The 17,581-nt window shown below is 39.0% G+C and carries 15 protein-coding genes and 1 tRNA gene; all 16 read left to right on the top strand.

Annotated features, from left to right (window positions below; translation table 11 throughout):
- Window positions 1-274 precede the first annotated feature (274 nt).
- Window positions 275-2,188 carry an APC family permease gene (locus PLX19_RS13125; RefSeq protein ID WP_272189084.1) on the top strand — a complete coding sequence of 638 codons (1,914 nt, stop codon included), beginning with the start codon at window positions 275-277 and terminating at the stop codon, window positions 2,186-2,188.
- A gap of 175 nt (window positions 2,189-2,363) precedes the next feature.
- Window positions 2,364-2,439, top strand: a tRNA-Arg gene (locus PLX19_RS13130).
- Window positions 2,440-2,728: 289 nt separating this feature from the next.
- Window positions 2,729-4,024 (top strand): RNA polymerase factor sigma-54, encoded by a 1,296-nt coding sequence (gene rpoN / locus PLX19_RS13135; protein WP_272189085.1) that lies wholly within the window; start codon window positions 2,729-2,731, stop codon window positions 4,022-4,024.
- A gap of 9 nt (window positions 4,025-4,033) precedes the next feature.
- Window positions 4,034-4,282 (top strand): glutaredoxin family protein, encoded by a 249-nt coding sequence (locus PLX19_RS13140; RefSeq protein WP_272189086.1) that lies wholly within the window; start codon window positions 4,034-4,036, stop codon window positions 4,280-4,282.
- Between the two features lie 133 nt (window positions 4,283-4,415).
- Complete coding sequence (locus tag PLX19_RS13145; RefSeq protein WP_272189228.1) at window positions 4,416-5,438, top strand: sugar-binding transcriptional regulator; 1,023 nt, start codon at window positions 4,416-4,418, stop codon at window positions 5,436-5,438.
- Between the two features lie 34 nt (window positions 5,439-5,472).
- Window positions 5,473-6,477 carry a type I glyceraldehyde-3-phosphate dehydrogenase gene (gene gap, locus PLX19_RS13150; protein WP_020061700.1) on the top strand — a complete coding sequence of 335 codons (1,005 nt, stop codon included), beginning with the start codon at window positions 5,473-5,475 and terminating at the stop codon, window positions 6,475-6,477.
- A gap of 134 nt (window positions 6,478-6,611) precedes the next feature.
- Entirely contained in the window at window positions 6,612-7,796 is a 1,185-nt protein-coding gene (locus PLX19_RS13155; protein WP_272189088.1) for a phosphoglycerate kinase, read from the top strand.
- A 31-nt stretch (window positions 7,797-7,827) separates the two neighbouring features.
- Window positions 7,828-8,583 carry a triose-phosphate isomerase gene (gene tpiA / locus PLX19_RS13160; protein WP_272189089.1) on the top strand — a complete coding sequence of 252 codons (756 nt, stop codon included), beginning with the start codon at window positions 7,828-7,830 and terminating at the stop codon, window positions 8,581-8,583.
- A complete protein-coding gene (gpmI, locus tag PLX19_RS13165; protein ID WP_272189090.1) occupies window positions 8,580-10,109 on the top strand; it encodes a 2,3-bisphosphoglycerate-independent phosphoglycerate mutase in 1,530 nt (509 codons plus the stop codon). Before tpiA ends, gpmI begins: the two co-directional genes overlap by 4 nt.
- A gap of 27 nt (window positions 10,110-10,136) precedes the next feature.
- Complete coding sequence (gene eno / locus PLX19_RS13170) at window positions 10,137-11,429, top strand: phosphopyruvate hydratase (RefSeq protein WP_090998036.1); 1,293 nt, start codon at window positions 10,137-10,139, stop codon at window positions 11,427-11,429.
- Window positions 11,430-11,604: 175 nt separating this feature from the next.
- A complete protein-coding gene (locus PLX19_RS13175) occupies window positions 11,605-12,378 on the top strand; it encodes a DUF6612 family protein (RefSeq protein ID WP_272189091.1) in 774 nt (257 codons plus the stop codon).
- Window positions 12,379-12,651: 273 nt separating this feature from the next.
- Window positions 12,652-13,020 (top strand): CidA/LrgA family holin-like protein, encoded by a 369-nt coding sequence (locus PLX19_RS13180; RefSeq protein WP_272189092.1) that lies wholly within the window; start codon window positions 12,652-12,654, stop codon window positions 13,018-13,020.
- Window positions 13,017-13,706 carry an LrgB family protein gene (locus PLX19_RS13185; RefSeq protein WP_272189093.1) on the top strand — a complete coding sequence of 230 codons (690 nt, stop codon included), beginning with the start codon at window positions 13,017-13,019 and terminating at the stop codon, window positions 13,704-13,706. Before PLX19_RS13180 ends, PLX19_RS13185 begins: the two co-directional genes overlap by 4 nt.
- Window positions 13,707-13,798: 92 nt before the next feature.
- Entirely contained in the window at window positions 13,799-14,032 is a 234-nt protein-coding gene (secG, locus tag PLX19_RS13190; protein ID WP_090915984.1) for a preprotein translocase subunit SecG, read from the top strand.
- Between the two features lie 145 nt (window positions 14,033-14,177).
- Window positions 14,178-14,918 (top strand): alpha/beta hydrolase, encoded by a 741-nt coding sequence (locus tag PLX19_RS13195; RefSeq protein WP_272189094.1) that lies wholly within the window; start codon window positions 14,178-14,180, stop codon window positions 14,916-14,918.
- Between the two features lie 356 nt (window positions 14,919-15,274).
- Window positions 15,275-17,575 carry a ribonuclease R gene (gene rnr, locus PLX19_RS13200; RefSeq protein ID WP_442869051.1) on the top strand — a complete coding sequence of 767 codons (2,301 nt, stop codon included), beginning with the start codon at window positions 15,275-15,277 and terminating at the stop codon, window positions 17,573-17,575.
- The last annotated feature ends 6 nt before the right edge of the window (window positions 17,576-17,581 follow it).

Below are 17,581 nucleotides of genomic sequence, written 5' to 3' on the forward strand. Positions count from 1 at the left end.
GTGAATGTGCGTTGAAATATAATTACCAATTTTAGGTTTCGTTTTAAGTGTGAATTTTATCCATATGTAATTTGGAATTATAAAGATTTATGGTGACAAATTATAATATCCGTAGTTATATTTAAGAATAACGATTATGTATGAATTTATAGGCTTTTGATTGAGGGTCTTTTCAGGAGGTACATATTTTATAATTCGTTGTTCAAAATATCATGTATCAATTCAAATTAGGAGAGTAAAGATTAGTAAATAGCGATTAAAAGGAGAAAGAGTTATGGATCATCACACTTTAGTTAGATGGTTGGAAGCGATGTTAATTATATTCGCATTAATTGCAATTTGGTTTTCTGCAAGTAATTTCAGTAGTGTGAAGCGTTTTTTAATTGGTCGTCCGATGCGAACGTCAGAGCTTCATGCGCAACATAACAAGTTATTTTGGTTAATCGCGCTGCCAATCCTGTCAGCAGACTTGTATTCCTCTGTTGCATATGGACCGGAATCAGGAATGACAGAGCTTGTAGGACTTGGTCCTGATGCGAAATGGTTAATTCTGCCGATTACCATTTCTACTATCGTTCTTTTGGCAATTTTGATTGTCTCATATATTATGGGGATTTTGGCATATCCAAACGGCGGGGGAGCGTATGCGATTGCGAAAGATAACTTCAAGCCACGCTGGATTTCTCTTGTTGCCTCCAGCTCTTTACTTGTTGATTATGTGTTGACCGTAGCTGTATCTGTATCTGCGGCGATAGAAGCTGTTTCTTCAGCGTATCCTGTAGTCGCTCCTTATGAAACGATTTTGGCCATTTTATGCGTCGTTCTTTTAGTGCTTGTAAACTTACGCGGAGTAGCAGAATCAGCTCGCGTATTTGCTTGGCCGACATTCGGATTTATGATTTGTATGTTAATGTTAATTTTTACAGGCTTTTTTGATGAACTTCGTCACGGGTTTATTCAACCGAGTACGCCAAGCTTTGGAACAGTTCCAGAGGGCTTAACAACTTTACTAGTTTTGAAAGCGTTCAGTTCAGCTTGTTCAGCACTTACAGGAATTGAGACGATTTCAAATGCAGTTCCTATTTTTAGAGAACCACAGCAAAAAAACGCAATTAGAACGTATATTGCTTTAGGTTCGATTACAGCTGTGACACTGTTAGGATTTTCGTTTCATCTGTATGCGAAAGGTATTACGCCAGACCCGCACAACACGATGTTGTCACAGTTAGCCGGCATGTATTTTGGCCATGGAATTTTATATCAAGTAATTATATGGTTTACGTTTATTGTGTTAATTTTAGCGGCAAACTCTACATTTACAGGATTTTCTCAGCTTGCTGCGATTGTAGCGGGAGACGGATTTTTGCCTCGAAGTTTAACAAATCGCGGAGATCGTTTAGGATATTCGAATGGAATTATTGCGCTAGCATCACTAGCATGCATTTTGATTATAGCGTTTCATGCGCATACGAATGCGTTAATTCCATTATACGCAATCGGTGTGTTCCTCTCGTTTACAGTAGCGCAAATTGGTTTGATGCGCCGCTGGAAGCGAGTAAAAGGGTCGCATTGGAAAATCAAGTTTACGATTAATACAGTCGGTGCTGTAATTACATCAATCGTTGCCGTTATTTTTGCTGTTACAAAGTTTACGGGTGGCGCTTGGGTTGTATTGGTTGTCTTGCCGATTATTATTTTCATCTCAATGTCCATTTACAAGCATTATGAAGATGTTGCAAAAGAATTGCGCATCGATATGCAAACGGAACGCCCAGAAGCAAGCGATGTAGTCACGCTCGTTTTAGTGTCAGGTGTTCATCGTGTTGTAAACAACACAATATCCTTTGCGAAAAGTGTAGATGTTGATCCAATTGCTGTATACGTTGGTTTCGATGATGTATCCATAAATAAAATGGAGAAGAAGTGGAAAGAATGGGGAACTCCTTGTAGACTGGTAGTTCTTCGCAGTAAATATCGATCTATACTTGAACCGCTGAATCGTCTTATTAAAACAATAGAAGCGAAACAAAAAGGTGGGGGACATATTCATATTATTATTCCGCAGTTTATTACGCACAAATGGTGGCACAATGCGTTGCATAACCAAAGTGCACTTCTTCTGCGCATGTGGTTTATGCGCAATAAAGATATTGTGATTACAACGGTTCCATATCATTTGCATAAATAGTATTGTTTAATGATTAGCGGCCCACATCATTACGTGATGTGGGCCGCATATTGCATGGAGAATTATTCAGGGATTACGAGATAAGAAGTAATTGCTTCCAAAACGAAGATATCGTATAATAAACAGTGCGCGATAGAATAAAAAGGTATCCTTTTGCCATAGAATTTATAATCATGCGCCCATAGCTCAGTCGGATAGAGCGGTGGTTTCCGGTACCACGTCTGCCGGGGGTTCGAATCCCTCTGGGCGCGTCAAAAAGTCCTAACTTACATTTGTAGGTTAGGGCTTTTTTAATTTTATAGTAATAGTATGGAAGTGAAATTTATGTTATTATATCTAAAATTAGTAGTTGATATTAGTATTTAGTATATATTAATCATTTACATGTGGTATTATTTTCTTTCAATATTATTCATTTTTCGGTTGTAAGATGGAAATTTCATTAATACATATAAGTTAACAATATTTTGGAATGGGTGTCTGTGCAGGATTCTCCTTTTAACAAACTTATTGTACAATAGAAGTGAGGGGGAGATTAGGGTGAAAGCAAGTCTTTTACAAGAACAAAGTTTACGTTTGGCAATGACGCAAGAGTTAAGACAAGCGATTACAATGCTCCAGTACAATGTGCAGGAATTAACGGAGTTTTTGTATGAGCAATCGCTGGAAAATCCCCTTATCGAGCTAGGTGGCTTTGACAGGGAAAAGAAAAAGAGTAAAACAACGAGTAAACAAACTGAGAATCAAATGGAAATTTATAGTGTGGATTCCACAACGATTCAACAACATTTAGTAAACCAATTGCAGTATTACAAAATAGATGAAGAGCAAAGAAAAATTGCCTCATTCATTATATTAAATGTGAATGAGAACGGGTATTTACAAGAAACGAATGAGGAATTAGCGTCGTTATTATCGGTACGTATAGAAGAAGTGAATAGCTGTATGGAGCTTGTTCAATCGCTAGAGCCAGCAGGGGTAGGAGCGAGAAATATTCAAGAGTGTCTATCCATTCAATTAAAGCGCTTACAAAAAAGGAGTGCTTTAGCGGAAATGATTGTAGATGAACATTTTGCATATTTTGTAAAGAAAGATTGGCGCAAGTTAGCAAACGTATTGAAGTGTAGTACAGAAGAATTACAAGAAGCTGTTCATGTGATTACATCGCTGCAGCCGAAACCAGGTTTGGCGTTTTCGGCGGAGAAGCCGATGTACATTGTTCCAGATATGGCGGTGAAAAAAGAAGAGAATCGTTTGGTGATTCAGATGAATGAACGTAATATGCCGAGAATTGAAATTCATTCAGAATATAGTGAGCTTCTTCATAATAGTGAAAGTGACGTCGCTTCTTATGTTTCGGAAAAATATCAGCATGTACAATGGATTATGCGTAGTTTAAAACAAAGGAAACAAACGCTTTTAAATGTAATGGAAGTAATTATTGAAAAGCAGCGCGACTTTTTTATGAGTGGTCCGCAATATTTAAAACCACTTGCACTAAAAGAAGTGGCCGAGATATTAGGAGTTCATGAGTCAACGATTAGCCGAGCAACGCGCAATAAATATGTGCAAACACCGTATGGTTTATTTGAAATGAAGTCGTTCTTTAGCAATGCGGTAGCAACAACAGAGGATGAGGCAATTTCAACGAAGAGAGTAAAGCAGCTTATCGGAGAGTTTGTAGAGAAAGAAAATAAGAAAAAACCACTTTCAGATCAAAAGATTTCAAAAATATTAGAAGAAGAACACGAAATTGTTGTTTCGCGCAGAACGGTGGCGAAATATCGCGAGCAGTTAAATATTCCAGCTTCTTCGCTGCGAAAAACGATTGTATAGGTGATGAATATGGAGGTTATTCTATATACAAAAGAAGAATGTGGTCTTTGTCAAAAGGCAAAAAAACTTCTGCAAGAGTTGAAAGATGAATACGTATTTGATTTGAAGGAAATAAATATATATGAGGATGAAAAACTGTTAGAGAAGTATCATCTTATGATCCCCGTCGTTGAAATTGAAGGGGAAGAGGTAGAATATGGAATTATTCACAAAGATGTCATAATAAACAGCATAATTCGCGCGATAAGAGTTGAATAACTTTAGATCTCCTGTTACAATAATAAATGTAGCAGGGATTATTTTTTTACTCTATGCGGGACACAATATGTCACTACGGGACATATAATGACCACATAGGGAATGAACCAATGTGGTGAGGAGATACAATATGATGCGCTCATGGATTCAGTATACAAAAAAATTATTACCTGATCTGCTACCTGTTATGCAAAAGAGAATGCAAATTCTTCAGTACATCAGGTTAACACAACCTATTGGTAGAAGAAATTTATCTGCAAGTCTTGGTATGACAGAACGAGTATTACGAAGTGAAGTACAAGTTTTGAAAGATGAGAACTTGGTTCACGTCGCCTCTTCTGGAATGACATTAACAGAAGAAGGAACAGCTGTTGTTCTTGCTTTGGAAGACTTTATGAAAGAAATTTCTGGTTTGAAGGTTTTGGAAAAGCAGCTTAAGGAAAGATTAGACTTGGATGAAGTTTTCGTTGTCCCTGGTGATAGTGATGAATCACCTTGGGTCAAGCTGGAGATGGGCCGCGCTTGTGCCTCTTGTATAAAAAATCGTCTGACAGCAAATAATATCGTTGCTGTGACTGGAGGAACCACGATAGCTGCCGTAGCTGATATGATGCAAATTGATTGCAGGGATCTACATATGTTATTTGTCCCAGCACGCGGTGGAATTGGAGAGAGTGTTGAGCTAGAAGCAAACACGATTTGTGCGAAAATGGCACAAAATACAGCGAGTAATTATCGCTTATTGTATGTTCCAGACCACGTAAGCAGCGAGGCATACGCATCCATTGTGACAGAACCTTCTGTGAAAGAAATTCTGGAGTTGATTCGATCTTCCAACATTGTCATTCACGGAATCGGTGATGCCTTAACAATGGCGCGGAGAAGAAGTACTCTAGAAGCAGATTGGATGAAAATTAAAGAGAACAAAGCAGTCGGTGAAGCCTTTGGATACTACTTCAATGAAAAAGGTGAAGTTGTTCATAAAGTACAAACAGTTGGCATGCAGCTTGAAGATTTAGGGCATGTGTCTCATGTCGTGTCAGTTGCTGGAGGTTCATCAAAAGCAAAAGCAATTCAAGCAGTAATTAAGCAAGGGCACACTTCATTACTAATTACCGATGAAGGTGCAGCAAAAGAGTTAGTAAAGGGTAAATAACCCTTAATATACATCCCCCAAGGAGGAAATTCAAATGACTAAAATTGGTATTAATGGATTTGGCCGTATCGGACGTGTGGTATTCCGCGCAGCTCTTAACAACCCTAACGTGGAAGTAGTAGCAATTAACGACTTAACAGATGCAAAAACATTAGCACATCTTTTGAAATATGATTCTGTTCACGGAACAGTAAACGCAGAAGTATCTGCAAACGGCGACAGCATTATCGTTAACGGTAAAGAAATCAAAGTTATCGCTGAGCGCGACCCAGCTCAATTACCATGGAGCGACTACGGTGTAGAAGTAGTAGTAGAATCTACTGGCCGTTTCACTAAAAAAGCAGACGCTGAGAAACACTTAGGTGGATCAGTTAAAAAAGTTATCATCTCTGCACCAGCTTCTGACGAAGATATCACAATCGTTATGGGCGTTAACCATGAGCAATATGATGCAGCTAACCATAATGTAATCTCTAACGCTTCTTGTACTACAAACTGCTTAGCTCCATTTGCTAAAGTATTAAACGAAAAATTTGGTGTAAAACGTGGTATGATGACAACTATTCACTCTTACACTAACGACCAACAAATCTTAGACTTACCACATAAAGATTTACGTCGTGCACGTGCAGCAGCAATGAGCATGATTCCAACTACAACTGGTGCAGCGAAAGCAGTAGCTTTAGTATTACCAGAACTTAAAGGTAAATTAAACGGTGGTGCAGTTCGTGTTCCAACTGCTAACGTATCTCTTGTTGACTTAGTTGTTGAGCTTGAGAAAGAAGTAACAGTTGAAGAAGTAAATGCAGCATTCAAAGCAGCAGCTGAAGGCGAATTAAAAGGTATCCTTGGATACAGCGAAGAGCCATTAGTATCTATCGACTATAATGGATGCACAAGCTCTTCTACAATCGATGCATTATCTACAATGACTATGGAAGGCAACATGCTTAAAGTTCTTTCTTGGTACGACAACGAAACTGGTTACTCTAACCGTGTAGTTGACTTAGTAGACTATATCGCTTCTAAAGGTCTTTAATTCTTAAGTTTATCAGTTATCAATGACAAAACGAGGGAGAGGGTTTGTTCCCTCTCTCTTCTTTCGTTTTAGAAGCAAATGTGATAAGCTTTTGAATGGGTTTTGTCAATCCTAACTAGTCGGAGGGAAATCCAATGAATAAAAAATCAATTCGTGACGTAGATTTAAAGGGTAAACGAGTATTTTGCCGCGTTGACTTCAACGTACCAATGAAAGAAGGCAAAATTACAGACGAGACTCGCATTCGTGCAGCTCTTCCTACAATTCAATATTTAGTAGAGCAAGGTGCGAAAGTGATTTTAGCAAGCCATTTAGGTCGTCCAAAAGGACAAGTAGTAGAAGAAATGCGTCTAACTCCAGTAGCGGTACGTTTAGGTGAGCTTCTTGGTAAAGACGTGAAAAAAGCGGACGAAGCATTCGGACCTGCTGTGCAAGAAATGGTTACAGCAATGAAAGAAGGCGACGTATTAGTTCTTGAAAACGTACGTTTCTATGCAGGCGAAGAAAAGAACGATGCAGAACTTGCGAAAGAATTTGCAGCTCTTGCTGATATTTTCGTAAACGATGCATTCGGTGCAGCTCACCGTGCTCATGCTTCTACTGCAGGTATTGCAGATTACTTACCAGCAGTATCAGGTTTCTTAATGGAAAAAGAATTAGAAGTACTAGGTAAAGCACTTTCTAATCCAGATCGTCCATTTACAGCAATCATTGGTGGTGCGAAAGTAAAAGATAAAATCGGTGTAATACGTCATCTACTTGATAAAGTTGATAACTTAATCATTGGTGGTGGACTAGCTTATACATTTGTAAAAGCACAAGGTCATGAAATCGGACAATCTCTATGTGAAGACGACAAAATTGAACTAGCAAAAGAGTTTATACAACTTGCAAAAGAAAAAGGTGTAAACTTCTACATGCCAGTTGATTGCGTCATTGCAGATGACTTCTCTGAAACTGCAAACCAACAGGTTGTAGATATCGATTCTATTCCTGCTACTTGGCAAAGTTTAGATATCGGACCAAAAACAAGTGCAATTTATGCAGATGTAATTAAAAACTCTAAGCTTGTTGTATGGAACGGACCGATGGGCGTATTCGAAATGGCTCCATATGCAGAAGGTACAAAAGCAGTAGGACAAGCATTAGCAGATGCAGAAGGTACATACTCTGTTATCGGCGGTGGTGACTCTGCAGCAGCTGTTGAAAAATTCGGTATGGCTGATAAAATGAGCCACATTTCTACTGGCGGCGGTGCGTCATTAGAATTTATGGAAGGTAAAGAACTTCCTGGTGTAGTTTGTCTTAACGACAAATAATTAGCAGCCAAGAAAAAGGACGGTGCAAAGCATGCGTAAACCAATTATCGCAGGTAACTGGAAAATGAATAAAACTCTATCTGAAGCAGTTAGCTTCGTAGAGGAAGTAAAAGGTCAAATCCCAGCAGCGGCGGCTGTTGATGCAGTTGTTTGCTCACCAGCTCTTTTCTTAGAGCGTCTTGTAGCAGCTTCAGAAGGAACTGACTTACAAGTAGGTGCACAAAACATGCACTTCGAGAAAAACGGTGCATTCACTGGCGAAATTAGCCCAGTAGCACTTAGCGACTTAAAAGTGAGCTACGTAGTACTTGGCCACTCTGAGCGCCGTGAAATGTTTGCTGAAACAGACGAGACAGTAAACAAAAAGACTCTTGCAGCATTTGAGCATGGTTTAACGCCAATCGTTTGCTGTGGTGAAACGTTAGAAGAGCGCGAAAGCGGAAAAACATTTGATCTTGTAGCAGGTCAAGTGACGAAAGCACTTGCAGGCTTAACAGACGAGCAAGTAAAAGCGACTGTTATCGCATATGAGCCAATTTGGGCAATCGGTACAGGTAAATCTTCTTCTGCACAAGATGCAAACGAAGTATGTGCGCACATCCGTAAAGTTGTTGCTGAAGCTGTTTCTCCGGCAGCTGCAGAAGCAGTTCGTATTCAATACGGCGGCAGCGTAAAACCTGAAAACATTAAAGAATATATGGCACAATCTGATATCGATGGTGCTTTAGTTGGTGGCGCTAGCTTAGAGCCTGCTTCCTTCCTAGGTCTTTTGGAGGCGGTAAAATGAGAAAGCCAACAGCTTTAATCATTCTTGACGGTTTCGGCTTACGTGAAGAAACATACGGGAATGCTGTAGCACAAGCTAAGAAACCTAATTTCGACGGTTACTGGAACAAGTTCCCTCACACAACGCTTACAGCGTGCGGTGAAGCGGTAGGTCTTCCAGAAGGTCAAATGGGTAACTCTGAGGTAGGTCACTTAAATATTGGTGCCGGCCGCGTTGTATACCAAAGCTTAACACGTGTTAACGTTGCAATTCGTGAAGGTGAATTCGATCAGAACGAAACGTTCCAAAGTGCAATGAAACACGTAAAGGAAAAAGGTACAGCTCTTCATTTATTCGGTTTACTTTCTGATGGCGGTGTGCATAGTCACATTGACCATATGTTTGCACTTCTTCGCTTAGCTGCAAAAGAAGGTGTGGAGAAAGTATATCTCCATGCGTTCTTAGATGGCCGCGATGTTGGTCCGCAAACAGCAAGAGGTTATATCGATGCAACAAATGAAGTAATCAAAGAAACAGGAGTAGGACAGTTCGCGACAATCTCCGGTCGTTACTACTCCATGGACCGTGACAAGCGTTGGGATCGCGTTGAAAAATGTTACCGTGCCATGGTGAACGGCGAAGGCCCTACTTACAAAACAGCATATGAGTGTGTGGATGACTCTTATGCAAATGGTATCTATGATGAATTCGTATTGCCGTCTGTAATGGTAAATGAAGATGAAACGCCAGTTGCAACAATCAATGATGATGATGCAATCATCTTCTACAATTTCCGTCCAGACCGTGCAATTCAAATTGCTCGTGTGTTTACAAACGAAGATTTCCGTGAGTTCGATCGTGGTGAAAAAGTACCTCGCATTCCAGAATTCGTTTGTATGACACACTTTAGTGAAACGGTAAAAGGTTACGTAGCGTTCAAGCCAATGAACTTGGATAATACGTTAGGTGAAGTTGTTTCACAAGCGGGATTAAAACAACTTCGCATTGCGGAAACTGAAAAGTATCCGCACGTTACATTCTTCTTTAGCGGTGGTCGTGAGGCTGAATTCCCAGGAGAAGAGCGTATTTTAATTAACTCACCTAAGGTTGCAACTTATGACTTGAAACCTGAAATGAGCATTTACGAAGTTACGGACGCTTTAGTAAATGAAATTGAAAATGATAAGCATGATGTAATCATTCTTAACTTTGCAAACTGTGATATGGTTGGCCATTCTGGGATGATGGAACCAACAATTAAAGCAGTAGAAGCAACTGACGAATGTTTAGGAAAAGTTGTAGAAGCAATTCTTGCAAAAGATGGTGTAGCACTTATTACTGCTGATCATGGTAATGCTGACGAGGAGTTAACTCCAGAAGGCACACCGATGACAGCTCATACAACGAACCCGGTTCCTTTCATCGTTACAAAAGAAGGTATTGAGCTTCGTGAAGGCGGTATTTTGGGAGATATCGCTCCAACAATGCTTACACTTCTTGGCGTTGAACAACCAAAAGAAATGACAGGTAAAACAATTATTAAATAATTACTCATATAAAAGGAGAGAAATAATATGCCAGCAATTTTAGATGTTTATGCTCGTGAAGTTTTAGACTCTCGTGGTAACCCAACTGTAGAAGTAGAAGTATACACAGAAAGCGGCTCATTCGGACGCGCATTAGTACCAAGTGGTGCATCTACTGGTGAATATGAAGCAGTAGAATTACGTGACGGTGACAAATCTCGTTACCTTGGTAAAGGTGTTCTTAACGCAGTAAATAACGTAAACGAAATTATCGCTCCAGAAATCGTTGGTTTCGACGTAACTGACCAAGCTGGAATCGACCGTGCTATGATTGAATTAGACGGCACTCCAAACAAAGGTAAATTAGGCGCTAACGCTATCCTTGGTGTATCTATGGCAGTAGCTCATGCAGCAGCTGACTATGTAGGTCTTCCATTATACCGTTACCTTGGTGGATTCAATGCAAAACAATTACCAACTCCAATGATGAACATCATCAACGGTGGTTCTCACGCTGACAACAACGTAGACTTCCAAGAGTTCATGATCTTACCAGTTGGTGCTCCAACATTCAAAGAAGCAATCCGTATGGGTGCTGAAGTATTCCATGCATTAAAAGCTGTATTACATGATAAAGGTCTTAACACAGCAGTAGGTGACGAAGGTGGATTCGCTCCAAACCTTGGTTCTAACCGTGAAGCATTAGAAGTAATCATTGAAGCAATCGAAAAAGCTGGTTACAAAGCTGGCGAGAACGTATTCTTAGGAATGGACGTTGCTTCTTCTGAGTTCTACAACAAAGAAACTGGTAAATATGATCTTACAGGCGAAGGCCGTAGCATGACTTCTGCAGAAATGGTTGATTTCTACGAAGATCTTTGCAATAACTTCCCAATCATCTCTATTGAAGATGGTTTAGACGAAAACGACTGGGATGGCCACAAGTTATTAACTGACCGTCTTGGTAAAAAAGTTCAATTAGTTGGTGACGATTTATTCGTAACTAACACGCAAAAACTTGCTGAAGGTATCGAAAAAGGTATCTCTAACTCAATCTTAATTAAAGTTAACCAAATCGGTACTTTAACTGAAACTTTCGAAGCAATCGAAATGGCTAAGCGTGCTGGTTACACAGCAGTTGTATCTCACCGTTCTGGTGAAACTGAAGATGCTACAATCGCTGACATCGCAGTTGCAACTAACGCTGGCCAAATCAAAACTGGTTCTATGAGCCGTACTGACCGTATTGCAAAATACAACCAATTATTACGCATCGAAGACGAACTAGGCGAAATCGCTGTTTACGATGGTTTAAAATCTTTCTACAACCTTAAGAAGTAATTTCTGTAAGGTAGTACAATAGGTATTGCTTTTAACCTCCTATTACTGTGGGATATCTACAGTAATAGGAGGTTTTTTATTATATATAGAAACTGTTGGAAAATGAAAAAACACTTGGCAATGATTTCGATTTCTTATATAACTAAGAGTAAAGTTGGTAATGGAGGAAGGGTTTATGAAAAAAATTATTGCAGTTTCCAGTTTTGTACTTCTTATAGGAGCGGGATGCAGCAGTGAAAAAACTACAAAGACTGAAGAACCTAAAACAGTATCAGTGCAAAAAGAGAAAGAGAAAGTTAAAGAACTAACGGCAAAAGATATTTTTACGAAGGCTACTGATTATTTCAAAAAAGCAGAACACGTTACTATGACATGTGATTTGAATACGAAGGCTGCCAATATATCAATAGACACGAAAGTAAAAGCGCAGTCTGAGCCGAATAAAGGAAACTCTCGAACTGAAATGAATATGAATGGGACAGATTTTGTCGTCTTTGATGTAGGCGGGAAGATTGCAGCTGAAGTGAAAGATCCGAATTCAGGAAAGTTTATCTCAGTTCCAGCAAATCAATTAAATCAAATGAAAGCTTATGATTTCAAAACATCTAAAAATACGATAGCAGAGCTTGAGAAAACATTACAACTGACAGATAAGATGAAAGTGGAGAAAGATGGAGAGAAATATAAACTTTCATTTCAGTTGAATGGACAAGAAGCGAAGGACTATTTAATCAGCGTGAATGAAAGTGCGAAAACAACATTTGAACGCCAACAGGCAACTGTTGATTCACTGCATACGGAGTATGTTATTACAAAAGAATTTAAAGTTGAATCTATTAAGACAAATGCCGAGATGAAAACGGGTAAAGACACGATTCAAATTACAGGGGATACAAAAATTTCTTATGATGAAAAATTCGATCCAATTCAATTACCAGAAGGAAATTAAAAGCGTTTCTTGCGAAAAACAATTGCGAAGTGAAGCAATTGTTTTTTTTTTTTTTTTTTTTTTTGTCACTCGAAAATTTTGAAAATATAAACTTTATATAACAATAAAAAAATCCAATTGCTAATAACGTTTACAAATACAGTAAAAATAGTAATGAAAGCGCATACCATATTGTGTTTTATTTGTCAATCAGATAAATTGCAGGTTTTTACAATTTGTACTATGATAAATGTAGAAAATGTCAAGAATCGCATAATGAAGGATGATAGGCAGATGAAATTCACAAAAATTATTGTCCAAGTAGCAGCGCTTTACGTGTTTAATATGATTGGAACGTGGATAGGAGAAGCACTTCATCTTCCGATTCCAGGAAGTTTAATAGGAATGTTTTTGTTACTTGTATCGCTTGGATTGAAAGTCCTTCCAGTGAAATGGTTTGAATTAGGAGCAGAAACTTTAGTTGCTCTTATGCCATTTTTACTAATACCTCCAACTATTGGTTTAATGAATTATGGTTCTTTTTTTATGAATAAAGGTATTTCGCTGTTCATTACTGTTGTCGCGAGTACGTTTTTAATTATCATTGTAGCAGGGCATACAGGACAATACTTGGCGAATAGAAAGGAAAAAGAGACACAATGAGTATAGTAATTGGAATTGGTTGGGTTATGTTAACAGCGTTATTGTATCAACTAGCAAAGAAGATTTATAAGTGGTTTCCAACACCGTTTACGATTCCCATGCTTGTCGCAACAGCTTTGATGATTATCTTGTTAATCGTATGTGATATACCATATCAACAATACATGCAAAGCGGCGGGGGCTGGATTTCGAAATTACTTGGACCCGGTGTAGTAGCGTTTGCGATCCCTCTTTATAAACAACGCGGCGTTTTGAAGAAGTATGTTGTCCCAATTGCTGGCGGTGTATTGGTAGGAACAATCGTTGCCATTGCAAGTGATATGATCATTGCAACTGTTATGGGAACGGATAAAAGTTTAATTTTATCTTCCTTACCAAAGTCAGTAACGATGCCAGTAGCTATGAGTGTGTCAGAAGAAGTTGGCGGTGTTCCATCGTTAACGGCTGCTTTCGTAGTAGTTGCCGGGATATCTGGAACAATTTCTGGTCCGCTTTTATTAAAATGGAGCAGAGTGACAAATTCTGTTGGAAGAGGAATAGGATTTGGCTGTGCATCGCATATTATGGGCGTTATGCGTGCGATGAAAAACAATGAGCACGAGGGCGTAATTGGATCGGTGACAATGACATTAACAGCAATCTTAACATGTCTATTAGGACCGTTATTTGCAGCTTTTTTTATTTAATCTGGTGAAGTATTAGGTGTATGAGACGCTCTCGCTTTTCCAATTATTTTATGTTACATTTAAAGTAATTGAAACTTTAGGAGGCATGTAAAGTGCATACGTTTTTATCAGTTTTACTTATTATTGTATCGCTGTTATTAATTGTACTTGTATTAATGCAATCTAGTAAGAGTGCTGGTTTATCCGGTGCAATTTCTGGCGGTGCGGAGCAATTATTCGGTAAGCAAAAAGCACGCGGAGTAGAAGCTGTATTAAACCGCATTACAATTGTTCTTGCTGTATTATTCTTCGTGTTAACATTTGCTGTTACGTATTTACAAGTATAATAAAAAAAGATTCACCTTCCCGGGTTGAATCTTTTTTTATTTCTCCGGAGGAAATTTCTGATTAGATTATGGAAAAGAAACTATGTTACACTATGAATAGACAATATATGAGGATTACATTATAGAAAGAGAAGGAGAAACAGAAATGAAACTAGCATCCCCAAAACCATTTACATTTGAAGCGGGAGAACGTGCAGTTTTACTATTACACGGTTTTACAGGAAATTCTGCTGATGTTCGTATGCTTGGACGTTATTTAGAGACAAAAGGCTACACATGTCATGCTCCGATTTATAAAGGCCATGGTGTACCACCAGAGCAGCTTGTGCACACGGGTCCAGAAGACTGGTGGAAAGATGTAATGGAAGCATATCAACATTTAAAAGATAAAGGATATGAAAAGATTGCAGCTGTTGGCTTATCGCTTGGCGGTGTCTTTTCATTAAAACTTGCTTATACAATGCCGATTATCGGAGTGGTACCAATGTGTGCCCCAATGTACATTAAAAGCGAAGAAACGATGTACCAAGGTATATTAGCGTACGCACGCGAATATAAAAAACGTGAGCGTAAATCACCAGAGAAGATTGAAGAAGAGATGTTTGCGTTTAAGCAAACACCGATGAACACATTAAGAGCACTGCAAGATTTAATTCGGGATGTACGCAATAACATTGATATGATTTATGCACCAACGTTTGTTGTGCAAGCGCGCCATGACGAAATGATTAATACAGATAGCGCGAACATTATTTATAATGGAGTAGAATCAAATGTGAAAGAAGTTAAGTGGTACGAAGATTCTACACATGTAATTACGCTTGATAAGCAGCGTGATGAGCTGCATGAAGATGTATATAACTTCTTGGAGCAACTAGATTGGTAAGATCTAGTTGCCTCTTTTTTACATATATAACAATATAAAAATCCATTTCTTTTTAGGGTTGGTGAGAGCAATTTGCCATTTGTGCCACGTGCGAGGTTTGAAACAAAGGTAGAAAGCCAGAGCAGGTCCTGTATTGTTTAGGATGACAGTGATGTATATGTGAAAAAACAAAATGGGTTTATCCCGCTATTCGCGGGCAGTAAGCCCCCCGCTGATGGAAGTTGCACTTTATATAAGACAGCATCATTTATATATGATTATCTTTTCGGATACAATATAAAATACGAGGATTTAGAAGGAGGTTTTTGTACTTGGAGGAAATTATTCAAAAAAATATCGATAAATTGTTATCGTTTATGAAAGAAGAAGCATATAAACCGCTTACTGTGCAAGAGTTAGAAGAAGCGTTTGGTATTGAAGATGCGGCGGATTTTAAAGAATTTGTGAAGGCACTTGTCATTATGGAGGAAAAAGGACTTGTTGTGCGGACGAGAAGTAATCGCTATGGTCTTCCAGAGAAAATGAACTTAGTGCGCGGTAAACTCATTGGACATGCCCGCGGCTTTGCGTTTGTCGTACCAGAAGAAAAAGGGACAGATGATATTTTCATACCGCCAACAGAATTAAAAGGCGCCCTGCACGGTGATACAGTATTAGCGCGTATTAGTTCAGAGTCAAGCGGTTCGCGCAAGGAAGGGACAATTGTTCGTATCATAGAGCGTGGAACAAAAGAATTAGTTGGTACGTATACAGAATCGAAAAACTTTGGATTTGTGCTCCCTGATAATAAACGCTGGACGAGCGACATTTTCGTTCCAAAAAATGCTTCTATGGGTGCGGTAGAAGGGCATAAAGTTGTTGTTAAAATTACAAGCTACCCGCAAGATCGTTTAAGTGCAGAAGGAGAAGTTATTCAAATTCTTGGTCATAAAAACGATCCAGGCGTGGATATTTTATCCGTTATTCATAAGCATAACTTACCGCTTGCGTTCCCGGCAGATGCAATGGAGCATGCGAACAGTGTACCAGAAACAATTGATGAGAACGATTTACAAGGGCGCCGCGATTTACGAGATCAAACAATTGTTACAATTGATGGTGCGGATGCGAAAGACTTAGATGATGCGGTTACAGTAACGAAGCTTGAGAACGGCAATTACAAGCTTGGTGTACATATTGCCGATGTAAGTCATTACGTGACAGAAGGCTCAGCAATTGACCGCGAAGCAGCTGAGCGGGGAACGAGTATTTATCTTGTAGACCGTGTTATCCCAATGATTCCGCATCGTTTATCTAACGGAATTTGTTCATTAAATCCAAAGGTAGACCGCTTAACTTTATCTTGTGAAATGGAAATTAACGAGCAAGGGGAAGTAGTGAAGCATGAAATTTTCCAAAGTGTGATTAAAACAGCGGAGCGTATGACGTACTCTGATGTGAAGCGTATTTTGGACGATGAAGATGAAGAATTAATGGCACGTTATGAGCCGCTAATCCCAATGTTCCAAGAAATGGGGAAACTAGCTGCTATTTTACGTGAAAAGCGTATGCGCCGCGGGGCTATTGATTTTGACTTCAAAGAAGCAAAAGTATTAGTGGATGAAGAAGGAAAGCCGACAGACGTTGTATTACGTGAGCGTTCTGTTGCTGAAAAGCTTATTGAAGAATTTATGCTAGTAGCAAACGAAACCGTTGCAGAGCATTTCCACTGGATGAACGTACCGTTTATGTACCGTGTTCACGAAGATCCAAAAGAAGATAAACTAGAGCGTTTCTTTGAGTTTATTACAAGCTTTGGGTATGCGGTAAAAGGACGAGGAAATGAAGTACATCCACGTGCGCTGCAACAAATTCTTGAAATGGTACAAGGTCAACCAGAAGAGATTGTGATCTCAACAGTTATGCTTCGTTCCATGAAGCAAGCGCGCTACGATGCAGATAGTTTAGGTCACTTCGGTTTATCGACAGAGTTTTATACACATTTCACATCACCGATTCGCCGCTACCCTGATTTAATTGTGCATAGATTAATTCGCACATATTTAATTAATGGAAAAGTGGACAATGAAACACAATCAAAATGGCGTGAAAATTTACCGGATATTGCGGAGCATTCTTCTAATATGGAGCGCCGCGCTGTTGAAGCAGAGCGTGAAACAGATGAGCTGAAAAAAGCTGAGTACATGCTTGATAAAATTGGTGAAGAATACGACGGGATTATTAGTTCTGTAACAAACTTCGGCTTATTCGTAGAACTTCCAAATACAATTGAAGGTCTTGTTCATGTTAGCTATTTAACAGATGACTACTATCGTTATGACGAACAGCATTTTGCGATGATTGGCGAACGGACAGGAAACATCTTCCGTATTGGTGATGAAATTACAATTCGCGTTATGAACGTAAACAAAGAAGAACGTGCAATTGATTTTGAAATTGTCGGTATGAAAGGCAGTGTGAAACGACAACGAAAAGATCGTCCAGTTGTCATTGACCAGCCAAAAGGAAATAGAAAAAAACGCGGTGATCGTGATAACAATCGCGGAGGGCAAGGAAAAGGATCAAATCACAATGAAAAACGAAATGGAAACAAAAAGAAAAAGTCATTCTTTGAAAATGCACCGAGCTTTAAGAAGAAAAAGAAAAAACGTAAGTAAGAAAGA

It is taken from the genome of Bacillus sp. BP-3, assembly GCF_028401955.1.
Lineage (GTDB): Bacteria > Bacillota > Bacilli > Bacillales > Bacillaceae_G > Bacillus_A.

Coding starts and splice junctions, on each gene's coding strand:
- PLX19_RS13125 (WP_272189084.1), top strand. CDS start 275: ATGGATCATCACACTTTAGTTAGATGGTTGGAAGCGATGTTAATTATA.
- PLX19_RS13140 (WP_272189086.1), top strand. CDS start 4,034: ATGGAGGTTATTCTATATACAAAAGAAGAATGTGGTCTTTGTCAAAAG.
- PLX19_RS13145 (WP_272189228.1), top strand. CDS start 4,416: ATGCGCTCATGGATTCAGTATACAAAAAAATTATTACCTGATCTGCTA.
- gap (WP_020061700.1), top strand. CDS start 5,473: ATGACTAAAATTGGTATTAATGGATTTGGCCGTATCGGACGTGTGGTA.
- PLX19_RS13155 (WP_272189088.1), top strand. CDS start 6,612: ATGAATAAAAAATCAATTCGTGACGTAGATTTAAAGGGTAAACGAGTA.
- tpiA (WP_272189089.1), top strand. CDS start 7,828: ATGCGTAAACCAATTATCGCAGGTAACTGGAAAATGAATAAAACTCTA.
- gpmI (WP_272189090.1), top strand. CDS start 8,580: ATGAGAAAGCCAACAGCTTTAATCATTCTTGACGGTTTCGGCTTACGT.
- eno (WP_090998036.1), top strand. CDS start 10,137: ATGCCAGCAATTTTAGATGTTTATGCTCGTGAAGTTTTAGACTCTCGT.
- PLX19_RS13175 (WP_272189091.1), top strand. CDS start 11,605: ATGAAAAAAATTATTGCAGTTTCCAGTTTTGTACTTCTTATAGGAGCG.
- PLX19_RS13180 (WP_272189092.1), top strand. CDS start 12,652: ATGAAATTCACAAAAATTATTGTCCAAGTAGCAGCGCTTTACGTGTTT.
- PLX19_RS13185 (WP_272189093.1), top strand. CDS start 13,017: ATGAGTATAGTAATTGGAATTGGTTGGGTTATGTTAACAGCGTTATTG.
- PLX19_RS13195 (WP_272189094.1), top strand. CDS start 14,178: ATGAAACTAGCATCCCCAAAACCATTTACATTTGAAGCGGGAGAACGT.
- rnr (WP_442869051.1), top strand. CDS start 15,275: ATGAAAGAAGAAGCATATAAACCGCTTACTGTGCAAGAGTTAGAAGAA.